The organism is Nostoc sp. C052, assembly GCF_013393905.1.
In the GTDB taxonomy this organism is placed as follows: domain Bacteria; phylum Cyanobacteriota; class Cyanobacteriia; order Cyanobacteriales; family Nostocaceae; genus Nostoc.
In genome coordinates, this window is the sequence record NZ_CP040275.1 from 156,519 (window position 1) to 171,077 (window position 14,559).

Annotated in this window: 15 protein-coding genes; 9 read left to right on the forward strand and 6 right to left on the reverse strand. The window is 39.8% G+C overall.

Annotated features, from left to right (window positions below):
- Positions 1 to 23: 23 nt before the first annotated feature.
- From FD723_RS36955 to FD723_RS36970, 4 genes are all read right to left on the reverse strand, one after another.
- On the reverse strand, positions 24 to 434 hold the full coding sequence (locus FD723_RS36955; protein WP_179070158.1) for a hypothetical protein: 411 nt from the start codon (positions 432 to 434) through the stop codon (positions 24 to 26).
- 131 nt (positions 435 to 565) lie between these two features.
- Complete coding sequence (locus FD723_RS36960; RefSeq protein ID WP_179070159.1) at positions 566 to 1,819, reverse strand: AIPR family protein; 1,254 nt, start codon at positions 1,817 to 1,819, stop codon at positions 566 to 568.
- Positions 1,820 to 2,031: 212 nt separating this feature from the next.
- Entirely contained in the window at positions 2,032 to 3,270 is a 1,239-nt protein-coding gene (locus tag FD723_RS36965) for a ParM/StbA family protein (protein ID WP_179070160.1), read from the reverse strand.
- Positions 3,271 to 3,405: 135 nt separating this feature from the next.
- On the reverse strand, positions 3,406 to 3,864 hold the full coding sequence (locus FD723_RS36970; protein WP_179070161.1) for a hypothetical protein: 459 nt from the start codon (positions 3,862 to 3,864) through the stop codon (positions 3,406 to 3,408).
- 1,291 nt (positions 3,865 to 5,155) lie between these two features.
- Here FD723_RS36970 and mobV point away from each other — a divergent pair.
- From mobV to FD723_RS37005, 7 genes are all read left to right on the forward strand, one after another.
- The gene (mobV, locus tag FD723_RS36975; RefSeq protein WP_179070162.1) at positions 5,156 to 6,862 is read left to right on the forward strand and encodes a MobV family relaxase; all 1,707 of its coding nucleotides are present in this window, start codon (positions 5,156 to 5,158) and stop codon (positions 6,860 to 6,862) included.
- 107 nt (positions 6,863 to 6,969) lie between these two features.
- Entirely contained in the window at positions 6,970 to 8,595 is a 1,626-nt protein-coding gene (locus tag FD723_RS36980; protein WP_179070163.1) for an ATP-binding protein, read from the forward strand.
- Positions 8,592 to 9,161 (forward strand): DUF192 domain-containing protein, encoded by a 570-nt coding sequence (locus FD723_RS36985; RefSeq protein ID WP_179070164.1) that lies wholly within the window; start codon positions 8,592 to 8,594, stop codon positions 9,159 to 9,161. The genes FD723_RS36980 and FD723_RS36985 overlap by 4 nt, the downstream gene beginning before the upstream one ends.
- 100 nt (positions 9,162 to 9,261) lie before the next feature.
- Complete coding sequence (locus FD723_RS36990) at positions 9,262 to 9,588, forward strand: hypothetical protein (RefSeq protein ID WP_179070165.1); 327 nt, start codon at positions 9,262 to 9,264, stop codon at positions 9,586 to 9,588.
- Positions 9,589 to 9,622: 34 nt separating this feature from the next.
- Positions 9,623 to 10,597 (forward strand): hypothetical protein, encoded by a 975-nt coding sequence (locus FD723_RS36995; RefSeq protein ID WP_179070166.1) that lies wholly within the window; start codon positions 9,623 to 9,625, stop codon positions 10,595 to 10,597.
- An 8-nt stretch (positions 10,598 to 10,605) separates the two neighbouring features.
- Positions 10,606 to 11,304 carry a hypothetical protein gene (locus FD723_RS37000; RefSeq protein WP_179070167.1) on the forward strand — a complete coding sequence of 233 codons (699 nt, stop codon included), beginning with the start codon at positions 10,606 to 10,608 and terminating at the stop codon, positions 11,302 to 11,304.
- Entirely contained in the window at positions 11,304 to 11,897 is a 594-nt protein-coding gene (locus FD723_RS37005; protein ID WP_179070168.1) for a DUF6753 family protein, read from the forward strand. The genes FD723_RS37000 and FD723_RS37005 overlap by 1 nt, the downstream gene beginning before the upstream one ends.
- On the opposite strand, the gene FD723_RS37010 is transcribed toward FD723_RS37005, so the two are convergent.
- Entirely contained in the window at positions 11,898 to 12,551 is a 654-nt protein-coding gene (locus FD723_RS37010) for a response regulator (RefSeq protein WP_179070169.1), read from the reverse strand.
- A gap of 254 nt (positions 12,552 to 12,805) precedes the next feature.
- On the opposite strand from FD723_RS37010, the gene FD723_RS37015 reads away from it, so the two are divergent.
- The gene (locus FD723_RS37015; protein WP_179070170.1) at positions 12,806 to 13,561 is read left to right on the forward strand and encodes a HAMP domain-containing sensor histidine kinase; all 756 of its coding nucleotides are present in this window, start codon (positions 12,806 to 12,808) and stop codon (positions 13,559 to 13,561) included.
- On the forward strand, positions 13,545 to 13,787 hold the full coding sequence (locus FD723_RS37020; protein ID WP_179070171.1) for a hypothetical protein: 243 nt from the start codon (positions 13,545 to 13,547) through the stop codon (positions 13,785 to 13,787). The genes FD723_RS37015 and FD723_RS37020 overlap by 17 nt, the downstream gene beginning before the upstream one ends.
- Here FD723_RS37020 and FD723_RS37025 read toward each other — a convergent pair.
- On the reverse strand, positions 13,784 to 14,554 hold the full coding sequence (locus FD723_RS37025; protein ID WP_179070172.1) for a hypothetical protein: 771 nt from the start codon (positions 14,552 to 14,554) through the stop codon (positions 13,784 to 13,786). The genes FD723_RS37020 and FD723_RS37025 overlap by 4 nt on opposite strands.
- Positions 14,555 to 14,559 lie beyond the last annotated feature (5 nt).

Consider the following 14,559-nt stretch of genomic DNA (forward strand, 5'->3'; position numbering starts at 1 on the left):
CTAGTAAAGTTTGAGAATATATGCTATATTTCCCAGTCCAAATCTTCAGTTGGAGATGGAGATAAAACCTGTGCTTTGGGTGGTGGCTGGGGTGTATCCGGCTGCAATGGGTTCGTCCCATCTTGGAATAATTCTTGTGCTAGAGTCCGCCCATCTGAGTCAATGTCACTTGCTAGGAAATACTCTAAAACCTGCGGTGACGCACCATCAATTGCTGCTTGTGCTAGTAGAGATTTAATGAATTGGGGAGATGCTTCACTATCAGCTAGTACCTTCAAGGTTTGCTCGGCATCTTGGATGGTCATTTTCGAGATATCTCTAACTCCAACTTCTTCCCAGACATCGCCAAAATACTGTCGATATTGCTGATTGAAGTCTTGCTCTTGGGCAAATCGTGATAATTCTTGTACCTGCAAATGTGTCGTCTCTAACATATCAATTGACCAAGGTTAATGAACAGAATCCAGGAGCCAGGAGCCAGAATTCAGAAGAAGGTTAAGCGAGTAGCGGATAAATAAACGGCGTTTAAGACCCCCACTAAATCGGAGATTCAGTGGTGCAATAATCAAGCGGTGGGTCTGAATCCCCCACTCATTAATTCTGACTCCTGAATTCTGACTTCTGAATTCTTCTTCAATTGTTCACGTTTATTGCTTGACTCAACTATCTTGAGCAATTGTTGATTAAGATAGTTTTGAGCCGAAACGTAAAGATTATCCCAAATCACTGGATTACGACAGATTTTGCTACCAACTGTATTGCCAGCCAGTTTTTCCGACACCAAGTATTTCTTGTAATAGTTTGCCCATAAATGCTGTAGAAAATCTTCCGCGAAATCATCAAAAGGAATTAACCAGTTGTAGTTCTCATCCAAAAAGACTCGATAGGCAGCAACGATGGGCATAGCAATATCAGCCGGCGCACTAAACCCAAATGAGTAGCGGCTGTCGGGCAAAAGGGTATTCTTTCGTGCATCAATTGAAGCTAGGTCAATGACTCCTTTCTTGCGTGGGTTGGTGATGTGTTCCTCAATAGTCTTAAACAGCCTTTGCTCAATCCACAAAGATGCGGGTAATAGTGGCAACAATCTTGACAGCCTTTCTCTTTCTGCATCAGTTAAAGAGAGGTTATTGCTCACAGGTGGGTGCTTACCTTTAGTTTTAGTTTGGGGGTTGTATTTGTTTCTATCTAGGCAATTTACTAACTTAATTAAATGATTAACATTGCACTGCGGATTTTTGGGCGCACCACTTTGATGTTGATAGTAAGCAATGCGGAATTTCGTTTCTGACTCCATCTCTAATTTTGCTAAAAACTGTTTGAGAAAATTATAATCACCTCTGGCGTTTACCTTTGATCGCGCATCCACTGGGGCAGATGTATTGGATGCTAGGGCAATGTCTTTCGCTTCGTCTTCACTTAGCCCAATATGGATTGTGACTTTGACCCTGGCTAGAGAGAGGTCGTACTTATTTGCTCTAGCTTGCTTAAATGCTAATACTGTATGCCCACCGTTGATAATGCCATCGTTGCCGCCTTCATTAGCCTGTAGTACCTCTAACTCCAGTTCAGTTTTATTTTTGGGCAAAACCTTGTTAACACACAGTACAATTCCGTTATTTCTTTGAAAGAATTTTTCCGGCTGGGTGGTGAGTGAATCAAATAGTTGTTTGTACGTTGAGGTTTTAGGATTAGGTTCGCGGATATTTGGTTCTAGGGGTAGGTCGGAGGGAAAACTATCTACATAGGCGGTAGCAATAATGCAGTTAGAATTTGCATTGATGTACTGGTCTATTTTCAAAGTCCAATTCTTGGGCATATTCTTGTTCTTGTATAGGTCAACATACTTAACAAACACTTCCCTTTGGTGGGCCGTTGTCCGTTGAGTGCATCCATCAAGGTTGATTTCCTACCACCACTCACCCCAGCAATCACAATAAACTCGTTAGGTAAGAACGACAGCTAGATTTCATTGAGTAACGTTGTCGAGGCGAGTATGGGGTAGCTATTTTTCAATTGCAAGCCTTGGGGTTAGAAGAACTTGCTAGTTAAATATCCATTTTTAGCCCTCATCTCGGCTACCGACAAAGGAGAAGGTGGCTGAACATAATAATCAGGGACTAAAGGTTTATCTTGGCGGTCATATTTTAAATTCAAATCCAGCATTTTGATATGGCTAATGTGAGATCCCCAAACATCACATACTCTATCTCCTAATCCGATTGTGTCTAGATATTTAGGAAGCTCCATCCCACCATTCCAGCAAATGGGAATGCCTTCATTGTCAAAATGTTGGGTTAGCTCGTGACGTACAAAAGTTGCTGTTCCCCCACAAATTAGCACCTCATCCATAACAGCTATACCTTTTACCCATCGTAATAAGGCACGGGTGTATTCTTCACGAACTAGGGGTAATATCTTCTCGAATAAATCTACATCCAATTGTATTTGCTCTGGTTTATTTTTCCGTGATAATCGACGTAATGAGTCAAAATCCCCATCTCTGGCTTCTACTATTGCTTTAACTAAGCGTGAATCTTCTTTGGACAAACCTACCGCAGTTCTTTCAACAAACTGACTCACAAGCCAATTCATCCCTAAATCCGTTGATTCCGCTTTTGATGAATTGCCTTTCATTGAGAGGGTAAAACTAGCATTCCTATACCCCAACATCAACATTCCTATATTCTTTTGGAAATAGTTGACATTGACATTACGGCTGCGATACGTCAATAGTCCAGCCCCTTCTAGTGCCGCATTAAAACTTCTGATTTTACATTTGAACTTCCCTGTTGGTGTTTTGACACCTGTTTTTAATCTCTGTGTTAATTGTTTACCCAAATGATTGGCATGAGCTATTTCTCCTGGTGGCAACAATATTTGTAAATAAATCCCCAAATCAACTTTTACCCCCAATCCCAACCGCCGAATTGCCAACCACATCAATGCTGCTATCTTCGGTAGGGCATAACTGTATTTCAAGTCTCTGATTGCTGATGTCCCAGCAAACATACTTTTCGATAATGCGCCTAAAACATAATATTCTTCACCAATACCTATCCATACTGTATTGTCTTGTACCGAGGATTGACTTGATAAAAACTCTATTGAACCATAGCCCACATCTGCTATCTCTGGTTCCATCGTTATTACCATTGGTACTCCGTCTGGGTATACCTGTGCTATCGCCTTGGTTGTACTTGCCCCTAAATCCAACGTGAGGACAACTTTTGTGGACTCGGCAGAGTCCGAAATGCTCTTTCTATTCATGTTTTATTCCTTGTTTTCGTCCCGTTATTACTTTCTCTATCTCAAAAGGCAACAAAATTTGTGTCTGGATCTAGCCCAGCTTGAAAACATGATTGCGAATCAGGCGATGTCTACGACTTGGCTTGCGCCTACGCTCTAACCGTTCCAGCCCAACATCTGATTAGCCTGTTTTACCTCTTCTGGAATTTCCATTTGCATCCATTCTTCATCTTCATCCGTGTTTAACTGTCCTGTTTGTGACATATTTCCTAAGATGGATGCGTTTTCGGATGATGTTGTCACTGTTATTTGAGGCTTAATTAATGAATTAATTGCTACTGGGTCATTCTCTATTCCACAAATCCGCCGTATACAGCTTATTTGTGCTTCTAACTCTCCAATTGCCCAAATACCATTTTGCCTTAGCCTTTCATCCCTGACCCCTGATGAAAATAATGCTAAAGGTAGCCAGTGCTTCTTGAGCGTAGCCATGACCAATTCTGAGAAATCTTCCTCTAACGCTAGTGGCGTAGATTTTAGATAGCTGATTATCTTTCCATCTATAGTCTCGGCGACCCTTCTAATGGAAATTATTTCCTGTTTTATTTCATTCATGCTTATTCCCAAAAATTCCAATTACTGGAGTCAAACATTTTTAGGTAAAGCAGTTCCTTTTTTCACTTAAGCACATTTAAAAGGTTAAACCTTTCTCGTCTCATTTTAAAACAAATATTTTTTATTTTTCATTTGCTGTTGATTAAAATTAATTTTGCAATCATTGAATCTTTACATGTCTTCATATCTAAATTCTTGGCGAAATTCCCGACTTTTCACCCTAAGTCCGCAACCTTTGCCTACGACACGCTACACGAACATCAAGATTGGGGATGGTGAAACGCTCTTTGAGTTTAAGTTCCTCAAGAAAGCCTTACTACTCCGCTCACCCCACACCCTAAACCTCACGCTTTACACCGTCTATCCTTTCAACATACTCTGAAAAGTCAAATGAATTTATCTTCTCTTTTAAATCTACTAAGGCACACAATTTAGGAGACTTTCTCAGTGCTAAAAAAGTATCTCTGAATACTTTACTCAACTGGTAGCTGTTGGGTAGCTCTACAGGTGATAAACAGCTACCTGTTATGACACAAAAAAATCAGTTTGTTATAGTTTCATGACTTCCCAACTGGTAGCTGTTGGGTAGCTCTACAGCTACCAGTCTGGCATCAAATTTTGAGAAATAAAATAGGGTTTAAGCCTTGCCAGTATTGCTTTTGAGCTACTTTTTTACTCCATTTTTATTCTCAATAACTTCAAAATTATTGAGAATGCGTACTACAACCTTGTTGCAATTCCACTTCAAAAAAGCAGTTTTTTTCTGTTTGTGCTACGAAACACTACTAAAAATTACAATTTAGCGATGATTAACTTTGAGCGACTGCTGAAAGATTCCGTTATCAACCATTTTATTCTTGAGTTATCCCTGAAAAAATCCGTGAGCAGTTAGTTTATTCTTGAGTAATCTCGAAAAATTCTGTGAGCAGTCCATTAATTGTCATTAATTAAGACTTATTGACAGTAAAATAGCCTGAAAGCCTTGCTATTACGTGGTTTTTCAGTCCAAAACCTAGAAAATAGAATACTTTCTACTTAGGATAATATTGTACCCAAAGCGACTATATTACTAAGGGAATCTTAGGGATAGCGGGAGAAATGCCCCAGAAATGCTGTAGGGCGGCTTAGAATAGTCGTACTTACTACGGTTATTTGCCCATTTTCGCATTTGAGCGATTTGGCTGAAAAAGTGGCGTGAAACCGAGAAAAAACAGCAATAATTTGAGTAATATTTGTTTCTCAGTCAGTCAGCCCAAAAACTTGTATTTCCAAATTTTAGTGTAGATAAAAAATGGCATACGCGATCGCGCGATTAAAAAAATTAAAGCGGGGTAACATATCAGGGAGTGCATCTCACACTGCACGAGAAAGAGAAACGCCAAACGCTGACCCCACTCAAAAAAATATTCGGTTCATCGGTAGTCTTGATCCAGAGGAACGGCTAGAGGATTTGGTGCTAGCCAAAATTGCCGAGCATGAACAAAAGCGGAAGATTCGCACTGATGCGGTGTACTGCGTGGAGTTACTCTTAAGTGCATCGCCCAGTTATTTCCGTCCCAACTGCCCCACTCAAGCCGGTTACTATGAACCACAAAAGCTGGATGAATGGCTAGAAGCGACTCACCAGTGGTTAGCGGATGAATATGGCAATCGCATTGTCCGCGCCGAGTTACACCTGGATGAAGCCACACCCCATATTCACGCTTATTTTGTGCCTTTGGATGATGAGGGACAGCTACGGTGCAATCATTTCTTTGACGGACGGCAGAAAATTCATGAGTTTCAGGATTCGTACTACCAGACAATGCGGTTAATTGGGTTGGAGCGTGGGATTAGAGGAAGCAAAGCCCAGCACCAGGACATCAAAGACTTTTACCGCATTGTGGAGGAGGGGCGTGACTTAGAAGTTGATGAGCTAAGTGCAGCGCAATTGAAGGCCAAAGCTGCCGACCGAGACAGAGCGAATCAACGTAAACAGGAAATGGAAGCTACAGCCAAAGCTCTCTCACTTGAGAATGACCAATTACGGCGGCGGATAGAGCAATTGGAGCAAGATAATCAATCAATAAAAAAAGTTACCGAATGGTCAACTGATTTAGCTTTGGATGATGTTGCTTGGGAGTTGGGACTGTGGCGTAAAGGGAATGAATGGGTAGGAGGAAACCACATCATTAATATAGATGCCTCTCAATTTACTGACTTTAGCAATGGTTCTTCGTTAGGGGGTAACAGTGCTATTGATTTAGTCAAGCATGTTAATCAATGCAACCAAACAACTGCGATCGCATGGATCGGGGAAAGATTTGGTGAAGTCGGCGCAAAACGTGCAGCGATCGCTCATGCTCAAAAAGTTACGGCTGACATTATCCAAACTCAACCAGCACCCCAATTCACCCCACCTGTTGAGGATAAAGCTAATTGGTCAGTCGTTGAACATTACCTCAAACAAAAACGAGGCATACCTTCTGATTGCGTACAAATGTTACATAAACAGGGGCTAGTTTATGCCGACTCAAAAGCAAATGTTGTGTTTGTGATGCGGGATCTCGACGGAAAGACCAAAGGGGCTTTCTTAGAAGGTACAACCAATAAATTCTCTGGTTATGAATTAGGTACAGTTCGCCGTGATAGCTGGTTTTACTTTACTTTAGGGAAAAAGCCTAGCGAACAAACTAGTACTGTCGTACTGTCTGACTCTCCCATTGACACCATTTCAGTAGCCATGCTGGAATATCAGGTTAAAGGAATACCAGAAAACAGAACAGTTTACATGGCAGTAGATGACACTTCAAATTTACCTGTTGAAAGATTACGTAATGTTCCTTGTGTACAGGTAGCTTTTAGTCAATCAACAGTGGCACGGGCTGTTAAAGAACTACTGCCACACTCGACTCAACTCAAGTGCGAAAGTCGGGATTGGAATACGCAGTTAATCAATTTCTCCCATCAATTGCAACAACGTTATTCACAACAAAAACACGAGGAATTAGAGCTATAGTTGCAAAAAAGTCAAGCTCCTCTAGTACCGATTTTTTCAGTACCAAAGTAGCTAGTAAAGAGTTTTAGCTATCAATAATATTGGGGTGAAATTTAACTAAAGCCCTAATGAATAATGAGTTAATTAAACAAATATTTCGATTAATTAAGCTTAACAATAAGCTGATTGCTGTCGAGTCTCCATTGCAAGAAAGGGTCAGGCTGCTCATCAATCTAGCCAGTGAATGCCAGCGCCTGGACATTAACTGTTACCTGTGGACACTGGAAGATGACCAACTGCACCAGTTATCTACTAATGAGGAGGGATTAACTTTACAAAGAGTTGACCAGTATCAAGCGATCGCCAAGAATCGACGCGAACATTACTTTGAAATTCTGCGATTCTGGAAAACTACCGATTTACAAGGAATCCTGATATTAGAAGGCATATTCCCTTGGCTGGGCGAAGCTACCACTGACCCCGATTTCTTTCTGACTTCCGAGTGGATTAAGTCAGCCCTCATTAACCTGAAGCTGTACAATTGCAATGCTAACAAAGCAGCGATTCTCTTAGGGTCAAACGCCACCGTGTCATCTGACATTGCCCCCGAAGTTCCGACAGTCATTCAACAACTGCCAGCTATAGAGGAAATAAGCAGTTACTTAGCTCAAGTATTACCGGATTACAGTCATAGCGATATTCATGCGACGGCGATCGCTGGCTTAGGGATGTACTTAGCAGATATCGATTATGGCATTCGACAGGCGATTGTTGATGAAATTACACCGGATGAGTTAGTAGAAAGACTGTCCGCTTACAAAATTGACCTATTTAAGCGAATTTATAATATTCAGTTCCTTCAACCTCCAAGCACACCCATTGGTGGTTTAGAACTTATCCAGCAAGCGTTTAAAACTTATAAGCGCCTTCTATCCTCATTGGCGAAAGCGTATAATCTGCGCTTACCCAAGGGGATTTTACTAATCGGCCCACCGGGAACAGGAAAATCTTACTCCGCTAAAGCAAGTTCTGCACAATTGGGGCTACCTCTGATTATTTTGGAGTGGGGGAGTTTCCGCAGTTACGGTAATTTGGCTGAATATAAGCTCAAGAATTTACTCGCACTGGTAGACCGAATTAACCGTGTAATCCTGTATTTGGACGACTTCGACAAAGGATTTGCCGGGGATGATGATTTATCCAAACGCCTAGCTGGTATGCTTTTGACCTGGATGCAAGAACGTACTAGTGAGGTTTTAATTATCGCTTCGGCTAACAATATTCAATGGCTACCACCAGAGCTTACCAGAAGTGGACGCTTCGACGAGATTTTCAAGGTGGATCTCCCAAATTACGGCGAACGCCACTCAATTTTCAAGATCCATCTAGCTAAATTCGATGCTCGTTTTCGTAACGGGGGCGATGGGTACAGCGAAGAAGAATGGAAAAGGTTACTCAAAGCCACGCAGCGATGTGTCGGGGCGGAGATTCAAGCCATTGTTGAACGTGCCGCCGTCTCTACTTTCTGTCAAATGTTTGGTGATGATGTTGCACCAGCTAGCGAACTGCCATCACTTGAGATTACATTGTCGGCATTGTTGGCAGCAAGGCAGAGTATGAATCCTCTGGCCATCCGCGAAGCTGACCGAGTTGAAAGTATGCGTAACATTGCGGCTTTACATGGCCTTCCATCTAGCCCGATTGATTCATCTATATATAGTCTCGGCAATGTTGATATTTTTGGTGAAACATGAAAACTTTAAAAATTAATTCTGAAAAGGATTTATATGTTGCTGCTTTCAAGTTACTGAACATACTAGGCCCTGTTGCTGGAGTATTAATTATCATTGGCACTGTGGCGCTGGGTTACGTCCAAACTCGTCCCCAGGATTTACCAGTTACGCACCTTCTCACGAAAGGCAATCGCACATTTAAGCTCTCAGTCGCCTCTACACCAGAGCAATTAGAGAAAGGGCTGAAATTTCGAGCATCCTTAAACGGCGACTACGGGATGTTATTCAACCTTGGCAGAGAAATTTACGACGTGCCTTTCTGGATGTACAAGGTAAATTTTCCATTAGACATCTTTTATCTTAAGGATAATGTGGTGACAACTGCGGTTTACAATGCCCAACCGTGTTACAAAACCCCTTGTCCCATCTACAAGGGGAAAGTTGCCTCCCAAGTGCTAGAGCTAGTAAAAGGCGCTGCCAATATCAAGGTTGGCGATCGACTTAACATTCAACCGTTATCAGTTTTGCCTAAGAATAATATTGGTATTTATAGCGGCAATTATTTGAAAACCAAAAATAATCGCTAGTAATTGTATAACGTATTTTTTAAAAATCAAGAAACTATAGTACTGAAAAAAACAGTACCTAAATAGCTTCATGTGTTGAATCAAATATGGCAATCTATTTATGGGAAGAGTATGGACATATTGGGAATTTGATCACCCTTTAGGTAGCACGGTGCGGGTAATCTCTACCCCATTAGGGCTAGAGATATTTGCCGAAGATGTGTTTAACATCGTTGCAGCAGAACTGAATAACAAAAAGGTAGTACTGATAAATATTCACAGTCAAGAACGTTATGTAGTTATTGAAGAAGAGGTAGTAAAAGTAAAAACTTTAAATTTTACAGCCATCAATACCTTAAAGACGATTGTAAAAGCGGACTTGATTAATAAATTTCTGCATTGGGTACGTATTACAATCCGACCGATATTTCAAAGACAGTATCTGTAAAACAATTAGTCAATTCTAAAAAGAATCAAAGAAAATGACAACTTTACACAGTGAACAAAACAACCAAAATATGAATAGCACTTTGCCAGAAATAAGCACTAGTAACACAGAGCTAAATAAGCCATTATCTAGCGATACAACGGGGAAATCCCCTATTAATACAAAGCCTAAAAATTCGGCAAACACAGACAACAATGGGAATAACAACAATAAAAATAATCCACAACAACTAAGAAGATTAGTAATGGTGACAGGAGATAAAGGAGGTGTTGGTAAGTCAACCTTTGCCAGAGGTTTAGCGCAAATTTACATAGATAACACAGTAAAATTTGTCGGGTTAGACGCGGATAATTCTAATCCACACTTGATCAGATTTTATGAAACATCTGCAAACATTCAACGTTTAGATATATCTAACTCAGATAAATTAGACGAATTTGTAGATAATTTAAAAGAATTAGTGTATCCCAAACCAAAAGAATCGGGGGAGAATCAAGAGGAACAATCTTTGATACTACTAGAAACGCCATCACAATTTCTACCAACTCTAAAAATTTTAATAAAAGAGATGGGGTTTTTAGGCGTGGTAAATGATAAATGTCAAATGCGGGTAACTATAGTAGTAGTTATAAGTACAATAGTTGATTGTATAAATCAATTATTAGAACTTTATAGTTACTGTGGTGATAATGTTGATTATGTAATAGTAAAAAATTTGTTTTACGGAGAGGTAGAACAATTTAATTTTTATGATAACTCGCAAAAAATAAAAGAAATAGAGCAGCAAGTAAAAGCAAAAAGTCATACTTTCACAAGTATAACTATGCCAAAGTTAGCGAAAAAGTCTTACGATTATTTGGATGTTAAAAACATGACATTTAGACAAGGGATTGAACAAGATGAATATCCGTCTGTATTTGGGAGAATCCTAAGCTGGTTGAACAACTTCCAAGGGCAAATAAAGCCAATCAAAGATTTATTTGGCATAGAGAAGATTTTATCTGAATAGGAATAAGAATGTCAAAGAGAATAATTATAACTGTAGGAGATGCGCGGGTAGGTAAGTCTACAGTTATCAAGCTATTGCTAGAAATGTTAGCCCAACAAGGAAAACGGATAAAGGTTTATAACCAAGAATCATTCCCTGTATTTCAGGCTTATGAACATATAGCAACCATTAAGAAGTTTGATTTATCAAATGACGATGCTGATGCAATAGCAGATGACTTAAATCATCCTGAGTTAGATGTGATAATTGTTGATATGCCCGGACAAGATATTGAAAAAGTAATTCAATATATCGAGAGTGCTAGCTTATTTGAGGTTGTAGTAAAATTTGGTTGGAATTTAACATTTCTTCAACCTATTTCTCACAGGGAAGACTGTATATATTACTTAAATGCAATCATCCAGAACGCGACCACTAACGCTAACTACGTGGTAGTGAAAAATTACCATTTTGCGCCAGAGTTTAGAGAATATGAGGAGAAGATGCGGAAAAAGCTGTTAATCATAGGAGGGACAGAAGTAGAATTAATGGCTCTACATCGGAATCATTATCAAGCAATGGAAAAGGCTGATAAACCATATTCACAAGTCTGCCAGGATCTCTCAATAATTTTATTTTGGAGAAGCTTCATTTTTCAGTGGATTAAAAAGTTTCGTCATTCAGTGATGAATAACAATTTGGCTATTAAATATCTAGGGCTTGATTGATGACACTACAAGACACATTACAAGGTTATTCCCCATCAGAACAAAAACGCATAGTTGAAGGGGCATATCAACTAGGAATTACACCAGACGATCCAGTTTTTAGGATGATGGCGACACTGGGCAGATATGAAGAAACGATCATAGACCTCCAGGCAAGAATGGAGGCAATGATAGAAGCGTGGGCAGCACTGATAGACCAAAAACTGGATAAGACAAGCAAACAAGCCGAGTCAATGCATTATACAGTTGTCTCTAGTGCCGTGCGTGATGAGATCAAAAAAAGCAAGCCCACCGACACAGGCATGAAAGTGCAGGCAGGCTGGGGATTGGGGACAGTATCTCTTGTGTGTGGATTAGTCGCGGCTGGCAGTACCTTGCTGGGTTCGCTGACCACATGGAATCTGGTGCAAAATATAGGAACGAATCAGTCAGTAGTAGTCTCACGCAACGATATAAAGATTCTCCAATGGGCAAAATCCCAAGAGGGTAAGCAAATGTATCAAATAATCTTGAAGAATCAAGCAGCAATTGAAGCCTGTCAAACACAGCAGAGTAAAACCCAAGGCTATTGTTTAATTCAAGTAGGTAAGTAGCTAACCTACCTGAAGGTAATCTTGTTCGATGTAGCCAAGTTTACTAGCTTCAATCAAAGCATTGACGCGATCGCTGACATCCAACTTCGCAAAAATCTTGTTAACATGCCCTTTGACAGTACTTTCAGTAATAAATAACTGCTCGGCAATCAGCTTATTAGAAAAACCGACTGCCATCAAAGAAACAATTTGGATTTCAGTATTAGTGAGATTATCTTGATAAGTCTTACCTTTGATTTTCTGTTGCTGACAAAAATTCCGTCGGCTGATATAAGGGTCAAAAAAACACTGATGGTCATAAAAAGTTGTTTTTATGGCTTCTAACAAAAGAGGAACATTGTTCTTTTTGAGAAGGTAAGAATCAGCGCCGGCATTTAAAGCTGATTGAACAGTGCTTTGAGAAGAATGGGAAGAAAGAACAACAACTTTAGTGTTGCTATTGAGTTTGACCTCTTTAATCACTTCTAGCCCAGATATGTCCGGTAAACCAATATCCACCAAAATCACATCGGGATTTAATTCCTTAACTAAATTAATCCCTTCAATACCAGTACGAGCAACGCCGACCATTTCCATGTCTGGTTGTTGATTGATAGCAGTAGTGATCCCCAACCTAATAAGTTCTTCATCCTCAATGAGCGCTAATCGAATCATAGATCACTTCGATTATAAGATGACTCAATATTTATAACATAGTTATTGGTGTTAAGTCTTTTACTTTTTGTGTCTGTCATATAAAATATAAGTAATCAAAAATCTTTCCAGGTAAATGAAAGAAACTTTAGTACTAAAGTTGGATTGGATAATTTTTTTATAACTAAAATAAAAGCATTCTCAAACTTTATAGACATAATTAGGATTTATTCATAAAAGTAGCCAAAATACCATCTGTCGTTGGAAACATAGTTATGCAACAGGAAGTTTTAAGCATATTAGGTTTGTTACACGATGTTTCAAACAACTATCAAGGAGCATCGTTAGTTTTGAATCAAATAATTGATGGTGCTTATGGACAGTCTTTAGAAGAGATCAAACCGTTGCTGATCGCTTTACAACAAACGAATGAGCGAGGGATGAGTTTGATTCAATCTAAAAGAACTGCTTTTTTTGAACTAAATCCAGTAACACTGGAGCAGTTTGATATGTTAAGTTTTTTACAAACAACTTTTTCTCGATTCAAGCCAATAGCGCAGTATCATTCCTTGAATCTTCACTATGAAATTCAATCATCCTACAAGCATGGAACGCAAGTACGGGGTGACAGCATAAGTATTGACAGAATGCTGTGTAATCTTGTGACAAATGCTATTAAGTACACTCTTGCCGGAGATATATTTTTAAGGCTGCTCAATCAAGAAGATGATTTAGCCATTGAGATTGAAGATACTGGCTGTGGGATTGCTGCCGAACAAATTTCTAATATATTTATCCCATTATGGCGAACGCCAAATAGCAATTTATTACATCAATCAGGGATGGGACTCGGACTGTACATCGCCTTATGTGTGGCTCATGCTCATGGTTTGAGGATAAGCGTAAACTCGGTAGTTAGACAAGGAACTAAATTCACCATTATATTTCCTTACAAAGATGACGGGATCTATGGGGTTGATGGTAGGATGTTGCCCAAGTCGCAGAGGTTACAAGATGCGTTACCTATATGATGTAAAACTTTGGGACAGAATCGAAACAGGAGTGGAATTTCTAATTTTTGTGGCTTTGATGATAGCGGCAATCATTAAATTGGGGCACAACGATTTTTTACAAGCATTGTTTTACATAGTATTAGCTGTCATCATCTCACCCTGGTCACAATTCGAGCGGGTGACTAAGCGATATGTCTTAGTAAGTGCCTATATTCTTGGGTTGTTTGTCGGGTATTTTAGTTAGTCTAACTCTGGGCCGTCGGGAGATTGCTCCTTTTGCGGTGGCTGTTGCTGTTGCTGTTGCACTCTTATATCAAAGTTGATCAGCTTTTGTGTTTCTTGTGGTGAAAGGTGATTGTGTATTACTTTGTATTCATCGTTATCATCTACTTTATAAGCACTAAAAGCCGATTGATTATCACTTTTGCGCCAAACAGTCAGACGCTGCATACCTTCTCTCATCAACAAATTTAATTGATAAGCCATGCCTTCATAGACTCGACCGCCAATAGTATCTTGTCCCTTTGTAACGATAATATTCATCAGCGCCGGAATCAGAGATTTTTTAGCAACCTCATCATTTTCACTCTCAAGCGATTTTGACTGTTGGCTGTCAACAAAAGGCAGTTTGCGCCCTTTAGTTTCTAATATCTGCTGCAAGAATGTCTTTTTCTTTTCATTGATCAAATCTTCAACTCTTGTTGAGTTATCTATATCAGGCGTTTCCTCGGATTTATTTAAACCAAATTTTTGAGCGTACTCTTGGTAGTATTTTTCCTTAAGGGATTGCCTGTAATCTTCAGTACTTTGAGCATTTTGCGTAAGAGATAGAGTATTTCTCACCTCACCAATAATATTTTCGCGCTCTGTAGTGTCTAGTGCGAGGGTTATTGACGGTGAGGGTGGGTGTTTCTCCATCATCAGCGCCAGTCTGTAGGCCATTTGGTTGTCAGAAAAGCCACTGTTGCGGTTGATGATAGTGATGGTTTGTGCCACTGAGCTAGATTGCATAGGTA

Bases quoted from the DNA above. Each gene is read 5' to 3' on its own strand.
- FD723_RS36955 (WP_179070158.1), bottom strand. From the start codon at position 434: ATGTTAGAGACGACACATTTGCAGGTACAAGAATTATCACGATTTGCC.
- FD723_RS36960 (WP_179070159.1), bottom strand. From the start codon at position 1,819: ATGCCCAAGAATTGGACTTTGAAAATAGACCAGTACATCAATGCAAAT.
- FD723_RS36965 (WP_179070160.1), bottom strand. From the start codon at position 3,270: ATGAATAGAAAGAGCATTTCGGACTCTGCCGAGTCCACAAAAGTTGTC.
- FD723_RS36970 (WP_179070161.1), bottom strand. From the start codon at position 3,864: ATGAATGAAATAAAACAGGAAATAATTTCCATTAGAAGGGTCGCCGAG.
- mobV (WP_179070162.1), top strand. From the start codon at position 5,156: ATGGCATACGCGATCGCGCGATTAAAAAAATTAAAGCGGGGTAACATA.
- FD723_RS36980 (WP_179070163.1), top strand. From the start codon at position 6,970: ATGAATAATGAGTTAATTAAACAAATATTTCGATTAATTAAGCTTAAC.
- FD723_RS36985 (WP_179070164.1), top strand. From the start codon at position 8,592: ATGAAAACTTTAAAAATTAATTCTGAAAAGGATTTATATGTTGCTGCT.
- FD723_RS36990 (WP_179070165.1), top strand. From the start codon at position 9,262: ATGGGAAGAGTATGGACATATTGGGAATTTGATCACCCTTTAGGTAGC.
- FD723_RS36995 (WP_179070166.1), top strand. From the start codon at position 9,623: ATGACAACTTTACACAGTGAACAAAACAACCAAAATATGAATAGCACT.
- FD723_RS37000 (WP_179070167.1), top strand. From the start codon at position 10,606: ATGTCAAAGAGAATAATTATAACTGTAGGAGATGCGCGGGTAGGTAAG.
- FD723_RS37005 (WP_179070168.1), top strand. From the start codon at position 11,304: ATGACACTACAAGACACATTACAAGGTTATTCCCCATCAGAACAAAAA.
- FD723_RS37010 (WP_179070169.1), bottom strand. From the start codon at position 12,551: ATGATTCGATTAGCGCTCATTGAGGATGAAGAACTTATTAGGTTGGGG.
- FD723_RS37015 (WP_179070170.1), top strand. From the start codon at position 12,806: ATGCAACAGGAAGTTTTAAGCATATTAGGTTTGTTACACGATGTTTCA.
- FD723_RS37020 (WP_179070171.1), top strand. From the start codon at position 13,545: ATGCGTTACCTATATGATGTAAAACTTTGGGACAGAATCGAAACAGGA.
- FD723_RS37025 (WP_179070172.1), bottom strand. From the start codon at position 14,554: ATGCAATCTAGCTCAGTGGCACAAACCATCACTATCATCAACCGCAAC.